This window comes from Leisingera sp. SS27, from assembly GCF_028368855.1.
In the GTDB taxonomy this organism is placed as follows: Bacteria; Pseudomonadota; Alphaproteobacteria; order Rhodobacterales; family Rhodobacteraceae; genus Leisingera.
The window spans coordinates 350,285-364,680 of record NZ_JAQNCY010000003.1 but is presented as its reverse complement, the minus strand read 5'-3'; the positions used below and the strand labels follow the sequence as shown (position 1 = coordinate 364,680).

At 65.7% G+C, this 14,396-nt stretch carries 15 protein-coding genes; 5 read left to right on the top strand and 10 right to left on the bottom strand.

What is annotated here, in order from left to right; genetic code table 11:
* Positions 1 to 438: a low molecular weight protein-tyrosine-phosphatase gene (locus N6L27_RS09745; RefSeq protein ID WP_271907054.1), complete on the bottom strand. Its 438-nt coding sequence runs from the start codon at positions 436 to 438 to the stop codon at positions 1 to 3.
* Positions 439 to 488: 50 nt separating this feature from the next.
* Here N6L27_RS09745 and N6L27_RS09740 point away from each other — a divergent pair, with 50 nt between their 5' ends.
* Entirely contained in the window at positions 489 to 1,196 is a 708-nt protein-coding gene (locus N6L27_RS09740) for an NAD-dependent deacylase (RefSeq protein WP_271907053.1), read from the top strand.
* Between the two features lie 84 nt (positions 1,197 to 1,280).
* Here N6L27_RS09740 and N6L27_RS09735 read toward each other — a convergent pair whose 3' ends face one another.
* The 4 genes from N6L27_RS09735 to meaB all read right to left on the bottom strand — a co-directional run bounded on the left by N6L27_RS09735 (position 1,281) and on the right by meaB (position 3,783).
* Positions 1,281 to 1,754 carry a copper chaperone PCu(A)C gene (locus tag N6L27_RS09735; RefSeq protein WP_271907052.1) on the bottom strand — a complete coding sequence of 158 codons (474 nt, stop codon included), beginning with the start codon at positions 1,752 to 1,754 and terminating at the stop codon, positions 1,281 to 1,283.
* Between the two features lie 56 nt (positions 1,755 to 1,810).
* Positions 1,811 to 2,182: a hypothetical protein gene (locus N6L27_RS09730; protein WP_271907051.1), complete on the bottom strand. Its 372-nt coding sequence runs from the start codon at positions 2,180 to 2,182 to the stop codon at positions 1,811 to 1,813.
* 116 nt (positions 2,183 to 2,298) lie between these two features.
* Positions 2,299 to 2,589: a 50S ribosomal protein L28 gene (rpmB, locus tag N6L27_RS09725; protein WP_019296104.1), complete on the bottom strand. Its 291-nt coding sequence runs from the start codon at positions 2,587 to 2,589 to the stop codon at positions 2,299 to 2,301.
* 216 nt (positions 2,590 to 2,805) lie between these two features.
* Entirely contained in the window at positions 2,806 to 3,783 is a 978-nt protein-coding gene (gene meaB, locus N6L27_RS09720) for a methylmalonyl Co-A mutase-associated GTPase MeaB (protein ID WP_271907050.1), read from the bottom strand.
* Positions 3,784 to 4,142: 359 nt separating this feature from the next.
* Between meaB and hrpB the strand changes: the two genes are divergently transcribed.
* From hrpB to N6L27_RS09705, 3 genes are all read left to right on the top strand, one after another.
* On the top strand, positions 4,143 to 6,617 hold the full coding sequence (gene hrpB / locus N6L27_RS09715; protein WP_271907049.1) for an ATP-dependent helicase HrpB: 2,475 nt from the start codon (positions 4,143 to 4,145) through the stop codon (positions 6,615 to 6,617).
* A 208-nt stretch (positions 6,618 to 6,825) separates the two neighbouring features.
* Entirely contained in the window at positions 6,826 to 7,284 is a 459-nt protein-coding gene (locus N6L27_RS09710) for an NUDIX hydrolase (RefSeq protein ID WP_271907048.1), read from the top strand.
* Between the two features lie 90 nt (positions 7,285 to 7,374).
* The gene (locus tag N6L27_RS09705) at positions 7,375 to 8,856 is read left to right on the top strand and encodes an inorganic phosphate transporter (RefSeq protein WP_271907047.1); all 1,482 of its coding nucleotides are present in this window, start codon (positions 7,375 to 7,377) and stop codon (positions 8,854 to 8,856) included.
* A gap of 79 nt (positions 8,857 to 8,935) precedes the next feature.
* On the opposite strand, the gene N6L27_RS09700 is transcribed toward N6L27_RS09705, so the two are convergent.
* The 5 genes from N6L27_RS09700 to N6L27_RS09680 all read right to left on the bottom strand — a co-directional run bounded on the left by N6L27_RS09700 (position 8,936) and on the right by N6L27_RS09680 (position 12,952).
* Positions 8,936 to 9,652: an SDR family NAD(P)-dependent oxidoreductase gene (locus tag N6L27_RS09700; RefSeq protein WP_271907046.1), complete on the bottom strand. Its 717-nt coding sequence runs from the start codon at positions 9,650 to 9,652 to the stop codon at positions 8,936 to 8,938.
* Positions 9,653 to 9,746: 94 nt separating this feature from the next.
* Positions 9,747 to 10,265: a GFA family protein gene (locus N6L27_RS09695; protein WP_271907044.1), complete on the bottom strand. Its 519-nt coding sequence runs from the start codon at positions 10,263 to 10,265 to the stop codon at positions 9,747 to 9,749.
* Positions 10,266 to 10,354: 89 nt separating this feature from the next.
* The gene (locus tag N6L27_RS09690; RefSeq protein ID WP_271907043.1) at positions 10,355 to 10,750 is read right to left on the bottom strand and encodes an ACT domain-containing protein; all 396 of its coding nucleotides are present in this window, start codon (positions 10,748 to 10,750) and stop codon (positions 10,355 to 10,357) included.
* 15 nt (positions 10,751 to 10,765) lie between these two features.
* Complete coding sequence (gene argF, locus N6L27_RS09685; RefSeq protein ID WP_271907042.1) at positions 10,766 to 11,692, bottom strand: ornithine carbamoyltransferase; 927 nt, start codon at positions 11,690 to 11,692, stop codon at positions 10,766 to 10,768.
* A 78-nt stretch (positions 11,693 to 11,770) separates the two neighbouring features.
* Positions 11,771 to 12,952: an aspartate aminotransferase family protein gene (locus N6L27_RS09680; RefSeq protein WP_271907041.1), complete on the bottom strand. Its 1,182-nt coding sequence runs from the start codon at positions 12,950 to 12,952 to the stop codon at positions 11,771 to 11,773.
* 438 nt (positions 12,953 to 13,390) lie between these two features.
* Between N6L27_RS09680 and N6L27_RS09675 the strand changes: the two genes are divergently transcribed.
* The gene (locus N6L27_RS09675) at positions 13,391 to 14,302 is read left to right on the top strand and encodes a DMT family transporter (protein WP_271907040.1); all 912 of its coding nucleotides are present in this window, start codon (positions 13,391 to 13,393) and stop codon (positions 14,300 to 14,302) included.
* Positions 14,303 to 14,396 lie beyond the last annotated feature (94 nt).

The window sequence follows — 14,396 nt, the reverse complement described above, 5'->3', positions numbered from 1 at the left end:
TTAGAGCGCTGCCCTAAGGCCCTTGGCGGCCTGTTCGATCAGGTCCAGGCAGCCGTCGAAGTCGCGGGTGTAATAGGGATCCGGCACATGATCCGCGCCGGACTCCGGCGCGTAGTCGGTGAACAGGCGCACCGGGGTTTCGCTGCCGGCCGGGCGCAGGGCTTCGATGTTTTCCAGGTTGCTGGCGTCCATGGCGATGATCAGGTCGAAGCTCTTAAAATCGCCGCGCCGGAATTGGCGGGCGCGCAGGTCCGATATATCCAGCTCCCGCGCTGTTGCTGCCGCCTGCATCGGACCGTAGGGCGGCTCACCCACGTGGTAGGACGCAGTGCCCGCACTGTCAGTCTCGGCATCCGGGCAGAGCGCGCGGAACACGCCCTCGGCCGCGGGGGAGCGGCAGATGTTTCCTAGGCAGACAAACAGAATACGGGTAGGCATGGGCAAAGGGCTCCTGTGATCCGGGGTCAGTGATAGGAGGTTCTGCGGCTATGGGAAAGAGCAGTCAGAAGATCGTCATCCTGACCGGCGCCGGGATTTCCGCCGAGAGTGGGCTGGGAACCTTCCGCGACGCGGGCGGCCTCTGGGCGCAGCACCGGATCGAGGATGTGGCAACGCCCGAAGGCTTTGCCCGCAATCCGGACCTGGTGCATGGCTTCTACAATGCGCGGCGCATACAGGCGGCGGGAGCCGCGCCTAACCCGGGCCATCAGGCGCTGACGCGGCTGCAGCGGGAGCATCCGGGAGAAGTGGTGATTGTGACCCAGAACGTCGACGGGCTGCATGAGGCCGGCGGCGCGCAACGTGTTCTGCATATGCACGGGACACTGGCGGGCGCGCTGTGCGGTGCGTGCAGCCACCGCTGGGCTGCGCCGATGGAAATGCAGACCGGCCAGCCCTGCCCTGCTTGCGCGGCCCCTACCGGGCGGCCCGATGTGGTCTGGTTCGGCGAGATGCCGTATTTCATGGAGGAGATCTATGCGCATCTGGCCGGGGCGGATCTGTTTGCCGCCATCGGCACCTCGGGCGAGGTTTACCCGGCCGCGGCCTTTGTCGATGAGGCGCATCTGGCAGGCGCCCGTACGGTGGAGCTGAACCTGGAGCCGTCGGCCACCGCCTCCCGCTTTGCAGAGCGCCGCTTTGGCCCGGCCAGCGAAACTGTCCCCGCCTGGGTGGCGGAGCTGCTCGGCCAGTCCTAGACGGCAAAAAGCCCGCCACGCGGCGGGCTTTGGGCGCGAAGGAGGGCTGCAGCGCGGCCTGACGCCGCGCCCGCCCTGCCCGGATCAGTTGGAATGGCCGGAGTGGCCTTCGGCCTTGCGCTCCAGATCCACCGGCACTTCGATCTCGACCTCGCCCGCCTTTTCAAAGACCAGTGTCACCTTGACCACGTCACCGTGGTTCAGCGCCTGCTTCAGGCCCATGAACATGATGTGGTCGCCGCCGCGCATCAGCATGTGGGTTTCGCCTGCAGGGACGGCAAAGCCTTCCTCCACATGCATCATCTTCATGACGCCGTCACCGCCTTCCTTGTGGGTGTGCAGCTGCACTTTGGCGGCCACGTCAGAGCGCACATCGATCAGCTGATCGTCGGCCTCGCCGGAGTTCATGATCTCCATGAAGGCAGCGCCGGCCTTGGCCGTCGGGGACGACACCCGCGCGTATTGGTCGTGCACCTTGATCATGGCTTCGCCTGCAAGGGCTGAAGTGGCAAAGGCAGCGGCAGCCGCGGCTGCAATGACAACAGATTTCAGGGACATATCCTGTCTCCTCTGGATAGGTATTCAGTTTTGAAATTGGGAATGTGCGTGGCCGGTCAGACAGCCGCTGGAGGCGCCCGGGCGGTGGCCTGCGGGATATTTTGCACCGATGCCAGTGCGGCCTGCTGATCCCCTGTCAAGGTGCCGCAAGCCTCCACCTGCAGAACCAGCCGCGCAGGCTGCACCACTGCGTCCAGCACATGCATCACGCAATCGGGGCAGTTGTGCGGCGGCTTGGCCGGCTGGCCTTCGCTGTCCACATAAATTGTGACAGGGCCGGTGCCGGTGCAGATCACCATCTGGCCTGCAGCGCCGCGCTCCCCCTGCCGGGCGGCCGCGCTGTGCGCCGTCAAGGCAACGGTCAGGGCCAGAAACAGGCCAAGGGATATGCGCAAGAGGTGCATCATCACAGGCAGGTATGCCCCCATGGCGTGCCCGCCGCAAGGCCCGGCTCTGCGGCAGATTGCGCAAACGCAAACACCGCGCAGAGTTGCCTCTGCGCGGTGTCCGTAATCCGATCCGGTGAAGGGATCAGGCCAGGGAATTAAGCCTGTGCGGCTTGTGCCTTGGCGATCTCTTTCTTCACTTTCAGCGCGTTTGCCGACAGCTCTTCGTCCTTGGCTTTGGCCAGGAACGCGTCCAGGCCGCCGCGGTGGTCGACAGAGCGCAGGGCAGCTGCGGAGATGCGCAGCTTGACGCCACGGCCCAGAACTTCGGACTGCAGGGTCACGTCGTTCAGGTTGGGCAGAAAGCGGCGCTTGGTTTTGTTGTTGGCGTGGCTGACATTGTTGCCAGTCATCGGGCCTTTTCCGGTCAGTTCGCAACGGCGCGACATATCTTCATCCTTCGTTTTTGGTGGCTCCGGCAGTCCGGCGCCAAATCACAAGGGGCGCGGCCATTGGCTGCGCCCGAAAACTGGTCCGCTGCTCTTACGCTCAACCGGCAACAGCGTCAAGTGATTCAACTCAGCTTTCTTGCCGGGCTTACTGCACCCATTTCAGGCCTGCCGCAACCCCCTTGCAGGCGCCTGTTTTACTGTCCGCCGCAGGTGTCAGGCAGCGCCAAGCGCCTTCAGCATGATCCGCGCCGCCTCGCCCGGGCTTTTGCCGCCCCCGGCCACTGTTCCCGCCAGTTCCGCCATCTGCGCCTTGGCCTCCGGTGTTTCCAGCCGTGCCAGCAGTGCCTGCCGCACCTCCTGATCGAACCAGTAGCAGGCCTGATCAGCGCGGCGGCGGTCCCAGTGGCTGTTTTCACGGCGCCAGGCGGTCAGCACCTGCATTTCTTCCCAGGCCTTGTCCAGCCCGTGCTCTTCGACAGCGGAAACCATCAGCGCCTTGGGGAAGCCTTCGGGGTCTTGCGGGCGCTTGCGCAACAGCCGCAGGGCGCCGGCGTAGTCGGCGCAGGTGCGGGTGGCGACGGGTTTCAGCGGCCCGTCCGCCTTGTTCACCAGGATCAGGTCAGCCATTTCCATGATGCCGCGCTTCACCCCCTGCAGCTCATCGCCGCCTGCGGGCGCCAGCAAGAGCAGGAACAGGTCCGACATCTCTGCCACCACGGTTTCCGACTGCCCCACCCCGACCGTTTCGATCAGCACCACGTCAAAGCCTGCCGCTTCGCACAAGGCAACCGCTTCGCGAGAGCGGCGGGCGACGCCGCCCAGGTGGCTCTGGCTGGGGGACGGGCGGATGAAGGCATTGCGCTCGCGGCTGAGGCGTTCCATCCGGGTCTTGTCGCCCAGGATCGACCCGCCGGAGCGCGCAGAGCTGGGATCGACCGCCAGCACCGCCACCCGCAGGCCAAGGCCCGTGAGCATCATGCCGAAGCTTTCGATGAAGGTGGATTTACCGACGCCGGGCGTGCCCGACAGGCCGATCCGCAGCGACTGGCGCTTGTGCTTGGCAAGGTCCGACAGCAGCTCCCCCGCCCTGGCGCGGTGATCCTCGCGGCCGCTTTCCACCAGGGTGATGGCCCGGGCCAGCGCCCGGCGGTCGCCATCGAGGATTTTCTGTGTCAGTTCATCGGTGTCCATGCGCGTCTTCCTGATGTAATGGGCGGGACCTTGGCGCAAGCCATGCCGCAAAGTCCAGCCCCTGCCGTCTGGCGCGCACCCTACATCAGCAGGCGCCGCAGGAAAGGCGGCAAATCCGCCGCGGCGGGTGCGGTTTGCGCAGCCTGTGTTCTGAATTGAAACGCGAACGAACTCACCGATCACCCCTGTTTCGCCCGGCGGAACGCCGGGCAGCACCCGTCCGCCCCCGTCAAACCGAAGGTTTGCCTCCGGCAAAACGGCGGGCGCTTCGCTTCCGCCCGCGGACAGGCACTCCCCTCTGCGCTCTATCAAGAGACTCACTGCTGGACCTCTTCTGCCCCTTTGGCGATAAGGCTGAGATGACCAGATTGCCGATCGAAGACGCCCTCCCCGAACTGCTGGACGCCCTGCGCGCCCGCGGCCGTGCGGTGCTGCAGGCGCCGCCCGGCGCGGGCAAGACAACGCGGGTGCCGCTGGCGATGCTGGAGGCCGGGCTGACCGCGGGCCGCATCGTGATGCTGGAACCGCGCCGCCTGGCTGTCCGTGCCGCGGCGGAGCGGATGGCGGAAACGCTGGGGGAGAAACCCGGCCAGACTGTCGGCTACCGGGTGCGCGGCGATGCCAAGGTCTCCAAGGCGACGCGGATCGAAGTGGTGACCGAGGGCATCCTGACCCGGATGCTGCAGTCGGACCCGGACCTGCCGGGCATCGGCGCGGTGATCTTTGACGAGTTTCACGAACGCTCCCTGAACGCCGACCTGGGGCTTGCCTTGTGTCTGGAGGTCGCGGGCGCGCTGCGCGATGACCTGATCCTGCTTGCGATGTCCGCGACGCTGGACGCAGGACCGGTGGCGGCGCTGATGGACGCGCCGATGGTCACCTCCGAGGGCCGCAGCTACCCGGTGGAGACCCGCTGGCTGGAGCGTCCGCTGCCCGCGCAAGCGCGGCGCGTGGATGCGCTGGCGGATCTCGTGGTGCAGGCAGAGAAGGAAACCCGCGCTGCCGGACCCGGCAATGGCGGCGGCATCCTGGTTTTCCTGCCCGGCGAAGGCGAAATCCGCCGCGCTGCTGGCGCGCTGGAAAAGCGCCTGCCCGGCCATTGCCATATCCGCCCCTTGTTCGGCGCCCTGCCCTTTGCCGAGCAGCGCGCCGCGATCCAGCCCGAACCGCAGGGCCGCAAGGTGGTGCTGGCGACGTCAATCGCCGAGACCTCATTGACCATTCAGGACATCCGGGTGGTGGTCGATATGGGCCAGGCGCGCCGCGCGCGGTTCGACCCCGGCTCCGGCATGTCACGGCTGGTGACAGAGAAGGTGACGCGCGCCGAGGCGACCCAGCGGCAGGGCCGCGCGGGCCGTGTGGCGGAGGGCATCTGCTACCGGCTGTGGACCAAGGGCGAGGAAGGTGCGCTGATGGCGTTTCCGCCAGCCGAGATCGAAAGCGCCGACCTCACCGCGCTGGCGCTGGAACTGGCGCTGTGGGGCGCCGCTCCTGACGATCTGATGTTCCTGACCCAGCCGCCCGCGGGTGCGCTGGCGGAAGCGCAGGCGCTGCTGGCCATGCTGGGCGCACTGGATGCGCAGGGGCGGATTACTGAGCATGGCAAGGCGCTGGCGGCGCTGCCGCTGCATCCGCGGCTTGGCCACATGCTGCTGCAGGCAGGCCCCGATGCCGCACCTCTGGCGGCACTGCTGGGCGAGCGCGACCCGCTGCGCGGCGCGCCTGCGGATCTGTCGCTGCGGCTGAAGGCGCTGCGGCTGAAGGCGCTGCGGGACCCCAAGGGGTTTACCCGCGGCCACCCCTATCAGCTGAACCGCCCCGTCGTGGAGCGGATCAAGAGCGAAGCGCGGCGGCTGGAGAAACAGGCAGGCCGCCGCGATGCCGGACTGTCTGCCGCGATGATGGCCGCCCTCGCCTATCCCGACCGCATCGGCCAGCGCCGCAAGGGCGATGCGCCGCGGTTTGTGCTGTCGGGCGGCAAGGGCGCCATATTGGACGGCGGCGACACGCTGGCGGGGGCGCCCTTCATCGTGGCGCTGGACACCGACGGCAACCCGCGCGAGGCCAGGATCCGGATGGCGGCGCAGATATCGCTGGCCGAGATCCGCGAGCTGTTCGCGGATCAGATCATCTGGACCGACGTCTGCGAATGGTCCAAACGCGACCGCCGGGTGGTGGCGCGCCAGCAGGAACGCTTTGGCGCCGTGGTGCTGGACGACCGCATCTGGAAGGACGTGCCGCCGGACGCTGTGGCGCAAGCCATGCTCGACGGCGTGCGCGACCTGGGCCTGCGCCTCACCGGCGCTGCGGCGCGGCTGGCGGCGCGGGTGGAGCTGGTCAGGGCGGAAGGCCATGACTTGCCGGACTTCTCCATCCCCGGCCTGATGGAAAGCCTGGAGGATTGGCTGCTTCCGATGCTGGACGGGGTGAAATCGGCCGAGGACTGGAAACGCTTTGACCTGCTGCCTGCGCTCAAGGCCGCGCTCAGCTGGGAGCAGACGCAGGTGCTGGACCGCGAGGCGCCTGGCAGTTTCATCACCCCCCTGGGGCGCAAGATCCCGATCAGCTATGACGGCGAAATCCCGGAAATTTCGGTCCGCCTGCAGGAGATGTTCGGGGTGACCCGGCATCCCTCTGTTGGCGGCGTGCCGCTGAAGGTCTCGCTTTTGTCCCCCGCGCAGCGCCCGATCCAGATCACCCGCGACCTGCCGGGGTTCTGGGCCGGATCCTATACCGATGTCAGAAAGGACATGCGCGCCCAATACCCCAAGCATCCGTGGCCGGAAGACCCGACCGAGGCTGACCCGACGCTGCGCGCGAAACGGCGCAAGTAGCGGTCCGCAGCGCGGCGCAGCCGCGCTGCCGCGCCCAACCGCTGGCCGTGCATCTGTGATGCGCGGATCAGCGGGCGGGAGCCCCTGCCTGCGGCCTGATGCAGGGCAAACCGGCAGATCACCTTGCACCACCGGAAAATCAGGCGTAGATTCCCGCAATTGCACACATAAACACGGGAACTTCCCCAACAACAAAGGCTGAGCACCCATGACAAGCCCGCTGACCCGCGCCTGGAACGAGATTATCAAACCGATGCTGCAGCGCCCTGCCCGCGTGCAGGTTGCCGCCCTGTGCTGCCGCTCCGGCGCGGACGGCAAGGAGGTGCTGATGATCACCAGCCGCGGCACCGGGCGCTGGATTCTGCCCAAGGGCTGGCCGGTTGAGGGCAAGGACGGCCCGGAGTCGGCGCTGCAGGAAGCCTGGGAGGAAGCCGGGGTGAAACCCGCCAGCATCACGCCGCAGCCGATCGGCGAATATCATTTCACCAAGCGCCACGACAACGGCACCGAAGAGCCGGTGACCACGCTGATTTTCGAGGTTGAGGTGGAGCAGCTGGAGGACGACTACCCGGAGTCCAGCGAGCGCACCCGCCAGTGGATGAATCCTGCAGAAGCAGCCGGGCTGGTCGATGAGCCGGAACTGCGGGACATTCTGCACCGTTTGTAAAAGTTATGTGACATTTTCATGTCAGAAGCTTGATCCGTTTCCTGAGCGGGGGTAGGCGCGTGCCCAGACCCCGGAATCAGGAACGCGACGATGAGCCACGAAGATCAGCGCCCGCAATGGAACACGCTGGATAAGGATCTGAACAGGATCTCCCAGCTGGAGCTCGCGACCAGCTATGCCTCCCGCCCGCTGGTGGCGCCGGGCATTGCGCTCGCCTTCATCGTGCTGGCAGGCCTTGCAGCCGGCGTGTTCTTCGGCGGTTCCGCCATGAGCATGGTGGTGATCGCCGCCGCGGCGTTCGGCGCCTATATGGCGATCAACATCGGCGCCAATGACGTGGCCAACAACATGGGGCCGGCGGTGGGCGCAAACGCGCTGACCATGGGCGGCGCCATCGTGATTGCCGCCATCTGTGAAAGCGCAGGTGCCCTGCTGGCAGGCGGCGATGTGGTGTCGACCATTTCCAAGGGCATTGTCGACCCCACCGCAGTGTCCAGCAGCAGCGTGTTCATCTGGGCGATGATGGCAGCGCTGATCTCCTCGGCGCTGTGGGTGAACCTGGCGACGTGGGTCGGCGCGCCGGTTTCCACCACCCATTCGGTCGTGGGCGGCGTGCTGGGCGCTGGTGTGGCTGCCGCGGGCACCGCCGCAGTGAACTGGCCCACCATGGGCAAGATCGCTGCCAGCTGGGTCATCTCTCCGGTTCTGGGCGGCATCATCGCCGCGCTGTTCCTTGCCTTCATCAAGGCCAAGATCATCTACCAGGACGACAAGATCGCCGCCGCACGGCGCTGGGTACCGGTGCTGGTCGCCGTCATGGCCGCCGCCTTTGGTGCCTATCTGGCCCTGAAGGGCCTCAAGAAGATCGTCAAGATCGACCTGCAGACCGCGCTGCTGATCGGTGCCGGTATCGGGGCGGTCTCCTATGTCATCACCGCGCCGCTGATCAAGCGCCAATCCGAGGGCATGGAGAACCGCAACAAGTCGCTGAAAGCGCTGTTCGGCCTGCCGCTGGTGATTTCCGCGGGCCTCTTGTCCTTTGCCCATGGCGCCAATGACGTCGCCAATGCGGTCGGCCCGCTTGCCGCCATCGTGCACGCCACCGAGTTCGGCGATTTTGCCTCCAAGGTGGCAATCCCGACCTGGGTGATGGTGATCGGCGCCTTCGGCATCTCCTTTGGCCTGTTCCTGTTCGGCCCCAAGCTGATCCGCATGGTCGGCAGCCAGATCACCAAGCTGAACCCGATGCGCGCCTACTGCGTGTCGCTGTCCGCAGCAATCACCGTGATCGTGGCCAGCTGGCTGGGCCTGCCGGTCTCCTCCACCCATATCGCGGTGGGCGCGGTGTTCGGCGTCGGCTTCTTCCGCGAGTGGCACATGGAGCGCCGCCTGAAGAAATCCGCCGCAGGCCGCCCGGCAGAAAAGCGCATCGCGCCGGAAGAGCGCCGCCGCCGCAAACTGGTGCGCCGCAGCCACTTCATGACCATCGTGGCCGCCTGGGTGATCACCGTGCCCGCCGCAGCACTTCTGTCCGCGGTGATCTACCTGCTGCTCAACACCTTCGTCAGCTGAGCTGCACCGCTTTCACGCACAAACAGAGCCCCCGCGCCCTCCGGCTGCGGGGGATTTTCTTTGCCTTACGGCCCGAGCCCTAGAACCGCTCCACCCAGGGCCGCAGCACCAGCTCGTCGCTCCAGGCGGAGCGGTGCTGATGGATCAGATGCATGTATTCCTGCGCAATGGCCTCCGGGTCCAGCATGCTGTCGGGGTTGTCTGCCGCCTCGGTCCGCTCAGGCCGCGCGGCATTGCGGATGCCGCCGTCGATATTAATCCAGGTGACATGGATGCCCTTGGGATGCAGCTCCCGCGCCATCGACTGCGCCAGGCCGCGCTGCGCGAACTTGCCCATCGCAAAGGGAGCGGAGTGCGCAAAGCCCTTGACGCCCGCCGAGGCGCCGGTGAACAGGATGGTGCCGCGCCGCCCGTTATCCATCTGCTGCGCCAGCATCCGCCGCGCCGCTGCCTGCCCCAGCACAAAGGCGCCATAGGCGGTGATCTCCACTGCTTCACTCACCGCTTCCGGGTCCAGCTCCGCCACAGGCCCGCGCAGCCGGGCTGAGGGGTTGTAACAGGCCACCCGCAGATCGCCGGGCAGATTGCTGATGAGCGCGGACGTCCCTTCGGCATCGGTGCCGTCCAGCACGTGCAGCTTAGCGCCGGTCTCAACCGCCAGCGCCTCCAGCTTGTCCGTGTTGCGGGCAGCCAGATGCACCGCATAGCCCGCAGCAGAGAGCTGCCTGGCAAAGGACGCGGACAGGCCGGTCCCGGCCCCGACGATCAGCGCTTGCGGTTTTGAGGTTCTGTCCATGATGCATCTCCCTTGCGAACCAGGGAAATGCTGGCGGGAAACCGGCACTGGCACAAGAGGCTGAGATCACCGATTTTGCAAGGCACCGGACAGCTTATCCGGTCTCGCTGCCTGAGGGTTCGTGCTGCAGGTCCCCGGCCTTCTGAGCGGTTGCCAGCACCATTGGCACCAAGGGCGTGCCATCAACTGAAATAGCGTGTTGCATGAATACGGGTGTATCCGCCGGGATGACTGTTTCGCTGCGTGCGCTCTTCAGGAAGATGTGTTTGCTGTTTACAGGGCTGATCTCAAGCCAGCCGGGATCATCCAGCGTGCCGCTAAACAGCCCGATCGCCCCTTCGAAGCGTTCGAAAGCTTGAAACAGTTTGGTGCCGCAGGTGCCGCAGAACCTGACCCGTATCTCTTTGCCGCTGCCAGCTGAGATATGGCTGTAGTTCTTTGGAGTGCCTTTGCGCAGTTTGAAATCTGCGGCAGCGAAGGCTGGCTGAATCATATAGGCGGCACCGGTTGCGCGCTGGCAGAACCTGCAATGGCACAGGGTCACCTTGGCAGGCTGACGCGCGATTTCATACCGTATTGCACCGCACAGGCATCCGCCTTTTGCTCCTGGCATAGTTTTACCTCGCAAATTTGGAACCCGTGCCCCAGAAGGAAGGACCGGAATAAGACTTGGCGTCAGGACCGGTTCATCCTACACCGCTTTTACATGGCGGCGGCATCCACCTGGTGCCCGGCAGCCCGCCAGGCGTCTTCCGCTCCGGCGCGCTCGGCCTGCCGCACAAGCAAGTAGTCGCGGTAGAAGGTTGAGACGGCAAAGACCCCAAGTCCGGCCTCGGAAACCGGCCGCACCGCGGACAAAACCACCCCCGGCGCGTCAAAATCATAAAGGTCCGAGACCTGGAAAGCCGCCCAGCCGCGGGAGCATTCCACGCCCTCCGGCACCCGCCCGGCCAGGCAGACAACCGAAATTTCGTCTTCGGCATGGGTCACATTCACCAGTCCCGGCCCGCTGGCCCATGCGGGCATGGCAGCACCGGGCGCGAGCCGCGACACAGCGTATTCACCGGGCAGCCCGCGCATCTGAAGTTTCAGCTTCATTGTCTCAGAAGCCCGTCAGCCGCCCAGGCACCACCGCATGATGGCCTTCTGCGCGTGCAGGCGGTTCTCCGCCTCGTCAAAGATCACCGACTGCGGCCCGTCCATCACGGCGCTTGTCACCTCTTCCTCGCGGTGGGCGGGCAGGCAGTGCATGAACAGCGCGTCGGGCCCCGCATGGGCCATCAGCTCTTCATTCACCTGATACGGGCGCAGCATGTTATGGCGGCGCTCTTTCGACGATTGGCTGTCATGCATGGAAACCCAGGTGTCGGCCACCACCAGATCGGCGCCCTCCACCGCTTTGAAGGCATCCCGCTCAACCGTGATCCTGGACCCTGCCTTGCGCGCAAGCCCCATGAATTCCTCCTCCGGGTCCAATTGCGACGGGCCAGTGAAGGTGAGGTCGAAACCGAACTGGCCGGCCGCATGGATGAAGGAAGCGCAGACGTTGTTGCCGTCGCCGCACCACACAACTTTCTTGCCCTTGATGGAGCCGCGGTGCTCCTCGTAGGTCTGCACGTCCGCCATGATCTGGCAGGGGTGGGTGCGGTCGGTCAGGCCGTTGATCACCGGCACGTCCGAGTATTCCGCCATCTCGGTCAGCACGGTCTCGTCAAAGGTGCGGATCATGATCATGTCCACATAACGGCTGAGGACGCGGGCGGTGTCGGCAATGGTCTCGCCGTGGCCCAGCTGCATGTCCTTGCCCGACAGCACCATGGTCTGGCCGCCCATCTGGCGCACGCCGACGTCAAAGGACACCCGGGTCCGGGTCGAGGGTTTCTCAAAAATCAGCGCCACCATCCGGTCCTTCAGCGGCAGCTCATCGTCCAGCGCCGCCTTGGGGCGGCCCAGGCGCGCCTGCTTGGTGGCCTTGGCCTGATCGATGATGGCGCGCAGGTCGGCAGGGCTGGTTTTGTGGATGTCGAGGAAATGGTTCATGGTCGTATCGCTTTGTTCTGGCGAAGGCCGGGGGCTGCCTGCCCCCGGACCCCCGGGATTTTTCTGGCAAGAGGAAGGTCAGGCATTACCGATGCGAACGGTTGTTGCCACGGCATCAAGACGGCTGACGGCCTCGGCGATGTCCTCGTCCGTCAGGGTCAGCGGCGGCAGCAAGCGGATCACATTATCCGCGGCCGGAACGGTGATCAGTGCGTTGGCGTAGCCTGCGTTGACCACATCAAAATTCGCCGCCGCGCACTTGAGGCCCAGCATCAGGCCGGAGCCGCGCACCTCTTCGAACACCTCGGGGTGGTCGGCCACCAGCCCCTCCAGCTTCTGCCGCAGCAGGCCCGCCTTGCGGTTCACCTCGGCCAGGAAGTCCGGATCAGCCACATGATCCATCACCGCGCAGCCCACCGCGCAGCCCAGCGGGTTGCCGCCGTAGGTGGAGCCATGGGTGCCTGCGGTCATGCCGCTGGCGGCCTCCTCGGTGGCCAGCACCGCGCCCAGCGGGAAGCCGCCGCCGATCCCCTTGGCCACCATCATGACGTCCGGGGTGATGCCCGCCCATTCATGGGCAAACAGCTTGCCGGTCCGCCCGACGCCGCATTGCACCTCATCGAGGATCAGCAACAGGCCATGCTCGTCGCAGATCCGGCGCAGCGCCTTCAGCTCTGCATCGGGAACCACACGGATGCCGCCCTCGCCCTGCACCGGCTCGATCATGATGGCCGCTGTGCTGTCCGAGATGGCATTGGTCACGCCGTCCAGATCGCCGAAGGCCAGATGCACAAAACCGGGCAGCAGCGGGCCGAAGCCCTTGACCATCTTCTCAGAGCCCGCCGCCGCGATGCCAGCAGAGGAGCGGCCATGGAAGGAGCCGTCAAAGGTGATGATCTCCACCCGCTCCGGCTGGCCCTTTTCATAGAAATACTTGCGCGCCATCTTCACCGCCAGCTCGCAGGCCTCGGTGCCGGAGTTGGTGAAGAACACGGTGTCGGCAAAGGTATGCTCCACCAGCTTGTCCGCCAGCGCCTGCTGCTGCGGGATCTGGTAGAGGTTGGAGACATGCCACAAGGCTTGCGCCTGGGAGGTCAGCGCCTCCACCAGCGCCGGATGGGCATGGCCCAGCGCATTGACCGCGATGCCGCTGCCCAGATCCAGAAAGCGGCGCCCGTCCGCCGTGGTCAGCCAGGCGCCTTCGCCTTTGACGAACTCAAGCGGGGCACGGTTGTAGGTCGGCAGAACGGACGGGATCATCGGGATCATCCTTTTCAAAGGTGGAAGCCAAAGCTGTGACGGAAGCCTGGCCTTGGGTCAACGGTGGATCAATGGATTTCGAATGGGGGATGTGCTGCACGGCAGGCACAGGGGATCAAGGGCCGGTTACGCCAGGCGGCGTCGGCGTCGCGAGATGGAGGTATATGCGCGTTTGATCATGAGGTGGTTCCATAGTGGAGGTTTTGGCGAAAGAAAACCCCTTTTGTGCAACCCTTCCCGCCAATGTGCCGCAACACGCTGCCCATGCCTTTCACCTTTGGCAAAATACTCCGGGGTGAATTGGCCTTAAGGCCAAGAGGGGCAGCGCCCCTCCTTCTCCAAACTTGCGGGGCAGCCCCCTGCCCTGGCGGCATATTACGGCGGCTGACGAAGCCTTTCCCCTTGCATCCCGCGGCGGCTTGCCGCACCGCTGTTGCCATGACGCGCAACACTCCGCAGAACCCGGCCCTGGCCGCCGCCCTGATCCTGGCTGCCACCACCTTCATTGCGGGCACCACTCTGCTGGCCAAGTCCTTGGGGACAGATGTGCTTGGCGCGCCGCTGCATCCGCTGCAGATCAGCCACGGGCGCTTTCTGTTTGCCTTCGCGGGCATTTCGACCGCTGTGCTGATCCTGCGCCCGCGCTTCATCCGTCCGCATTGGGGCTATCACATTGGGCGCACCTCCTTCGGCTGGGCCGGGGTCACGCTGATGTTTGCCTCGGTGGCCTATATTCCGCTGGCCGATGCCACCGCGATTACCTTCCTGAACCCGGTCTTTGGCATGCTGCTGGCGATCCCGCTGCTGGGCGAGCGCGTCGGACCGTGGCGCTGGAGCGCGGCGCTGATTGCGATGATGGGGGCAATGATCCTGCTGAGGCCCACGCCCGCCAGCTTCCAGCCCGCCGCACTGCTGGCCCTGGGCGCGGCGGCGGTGATGGGGCTGGAGCTGATTTTCATCAAGAAGCTCGCAGGCCGCGAAGGGCCATTGCAGGTGCTGTGGTTCAACAATCTTCTGGGCATGATGATTGCCAGCTGTGCGGTGCTGCCGGTCTGGCAGATGCCGAGCGCCGGGCAATGGGGCGCATTGGCGGCGCTTGGGCTCTTGATGGCCTGCGCGCAGGCCTGTTTCATCAACGGCATGGCACGGGCCGATGCGTCCTTTGTGGCGCCGTTCAGCTATGCCACGCTGGTCTTTGCCGCGCTCTACGACTTTCTGGGCTTCGGCGTGGTGCCGGATGCGGTCTCCTTCCTCGGCGCCGTCATCATCCTGGCCGGCGCCGCCGTTCTGGCCTGGCGCGAAGGCCGGATGCGGCCGCCTGCAGGCCGCGCGGCACCCGCGGGAAAATAGCCCCGGGCCGCCGCCCCTCACGAAAAGTTATTTTCCGCCACTGGCCCGGCGGCGACGCCGAAGTCGAAAACTGGCATTTTCCGCCTGTCCGCTG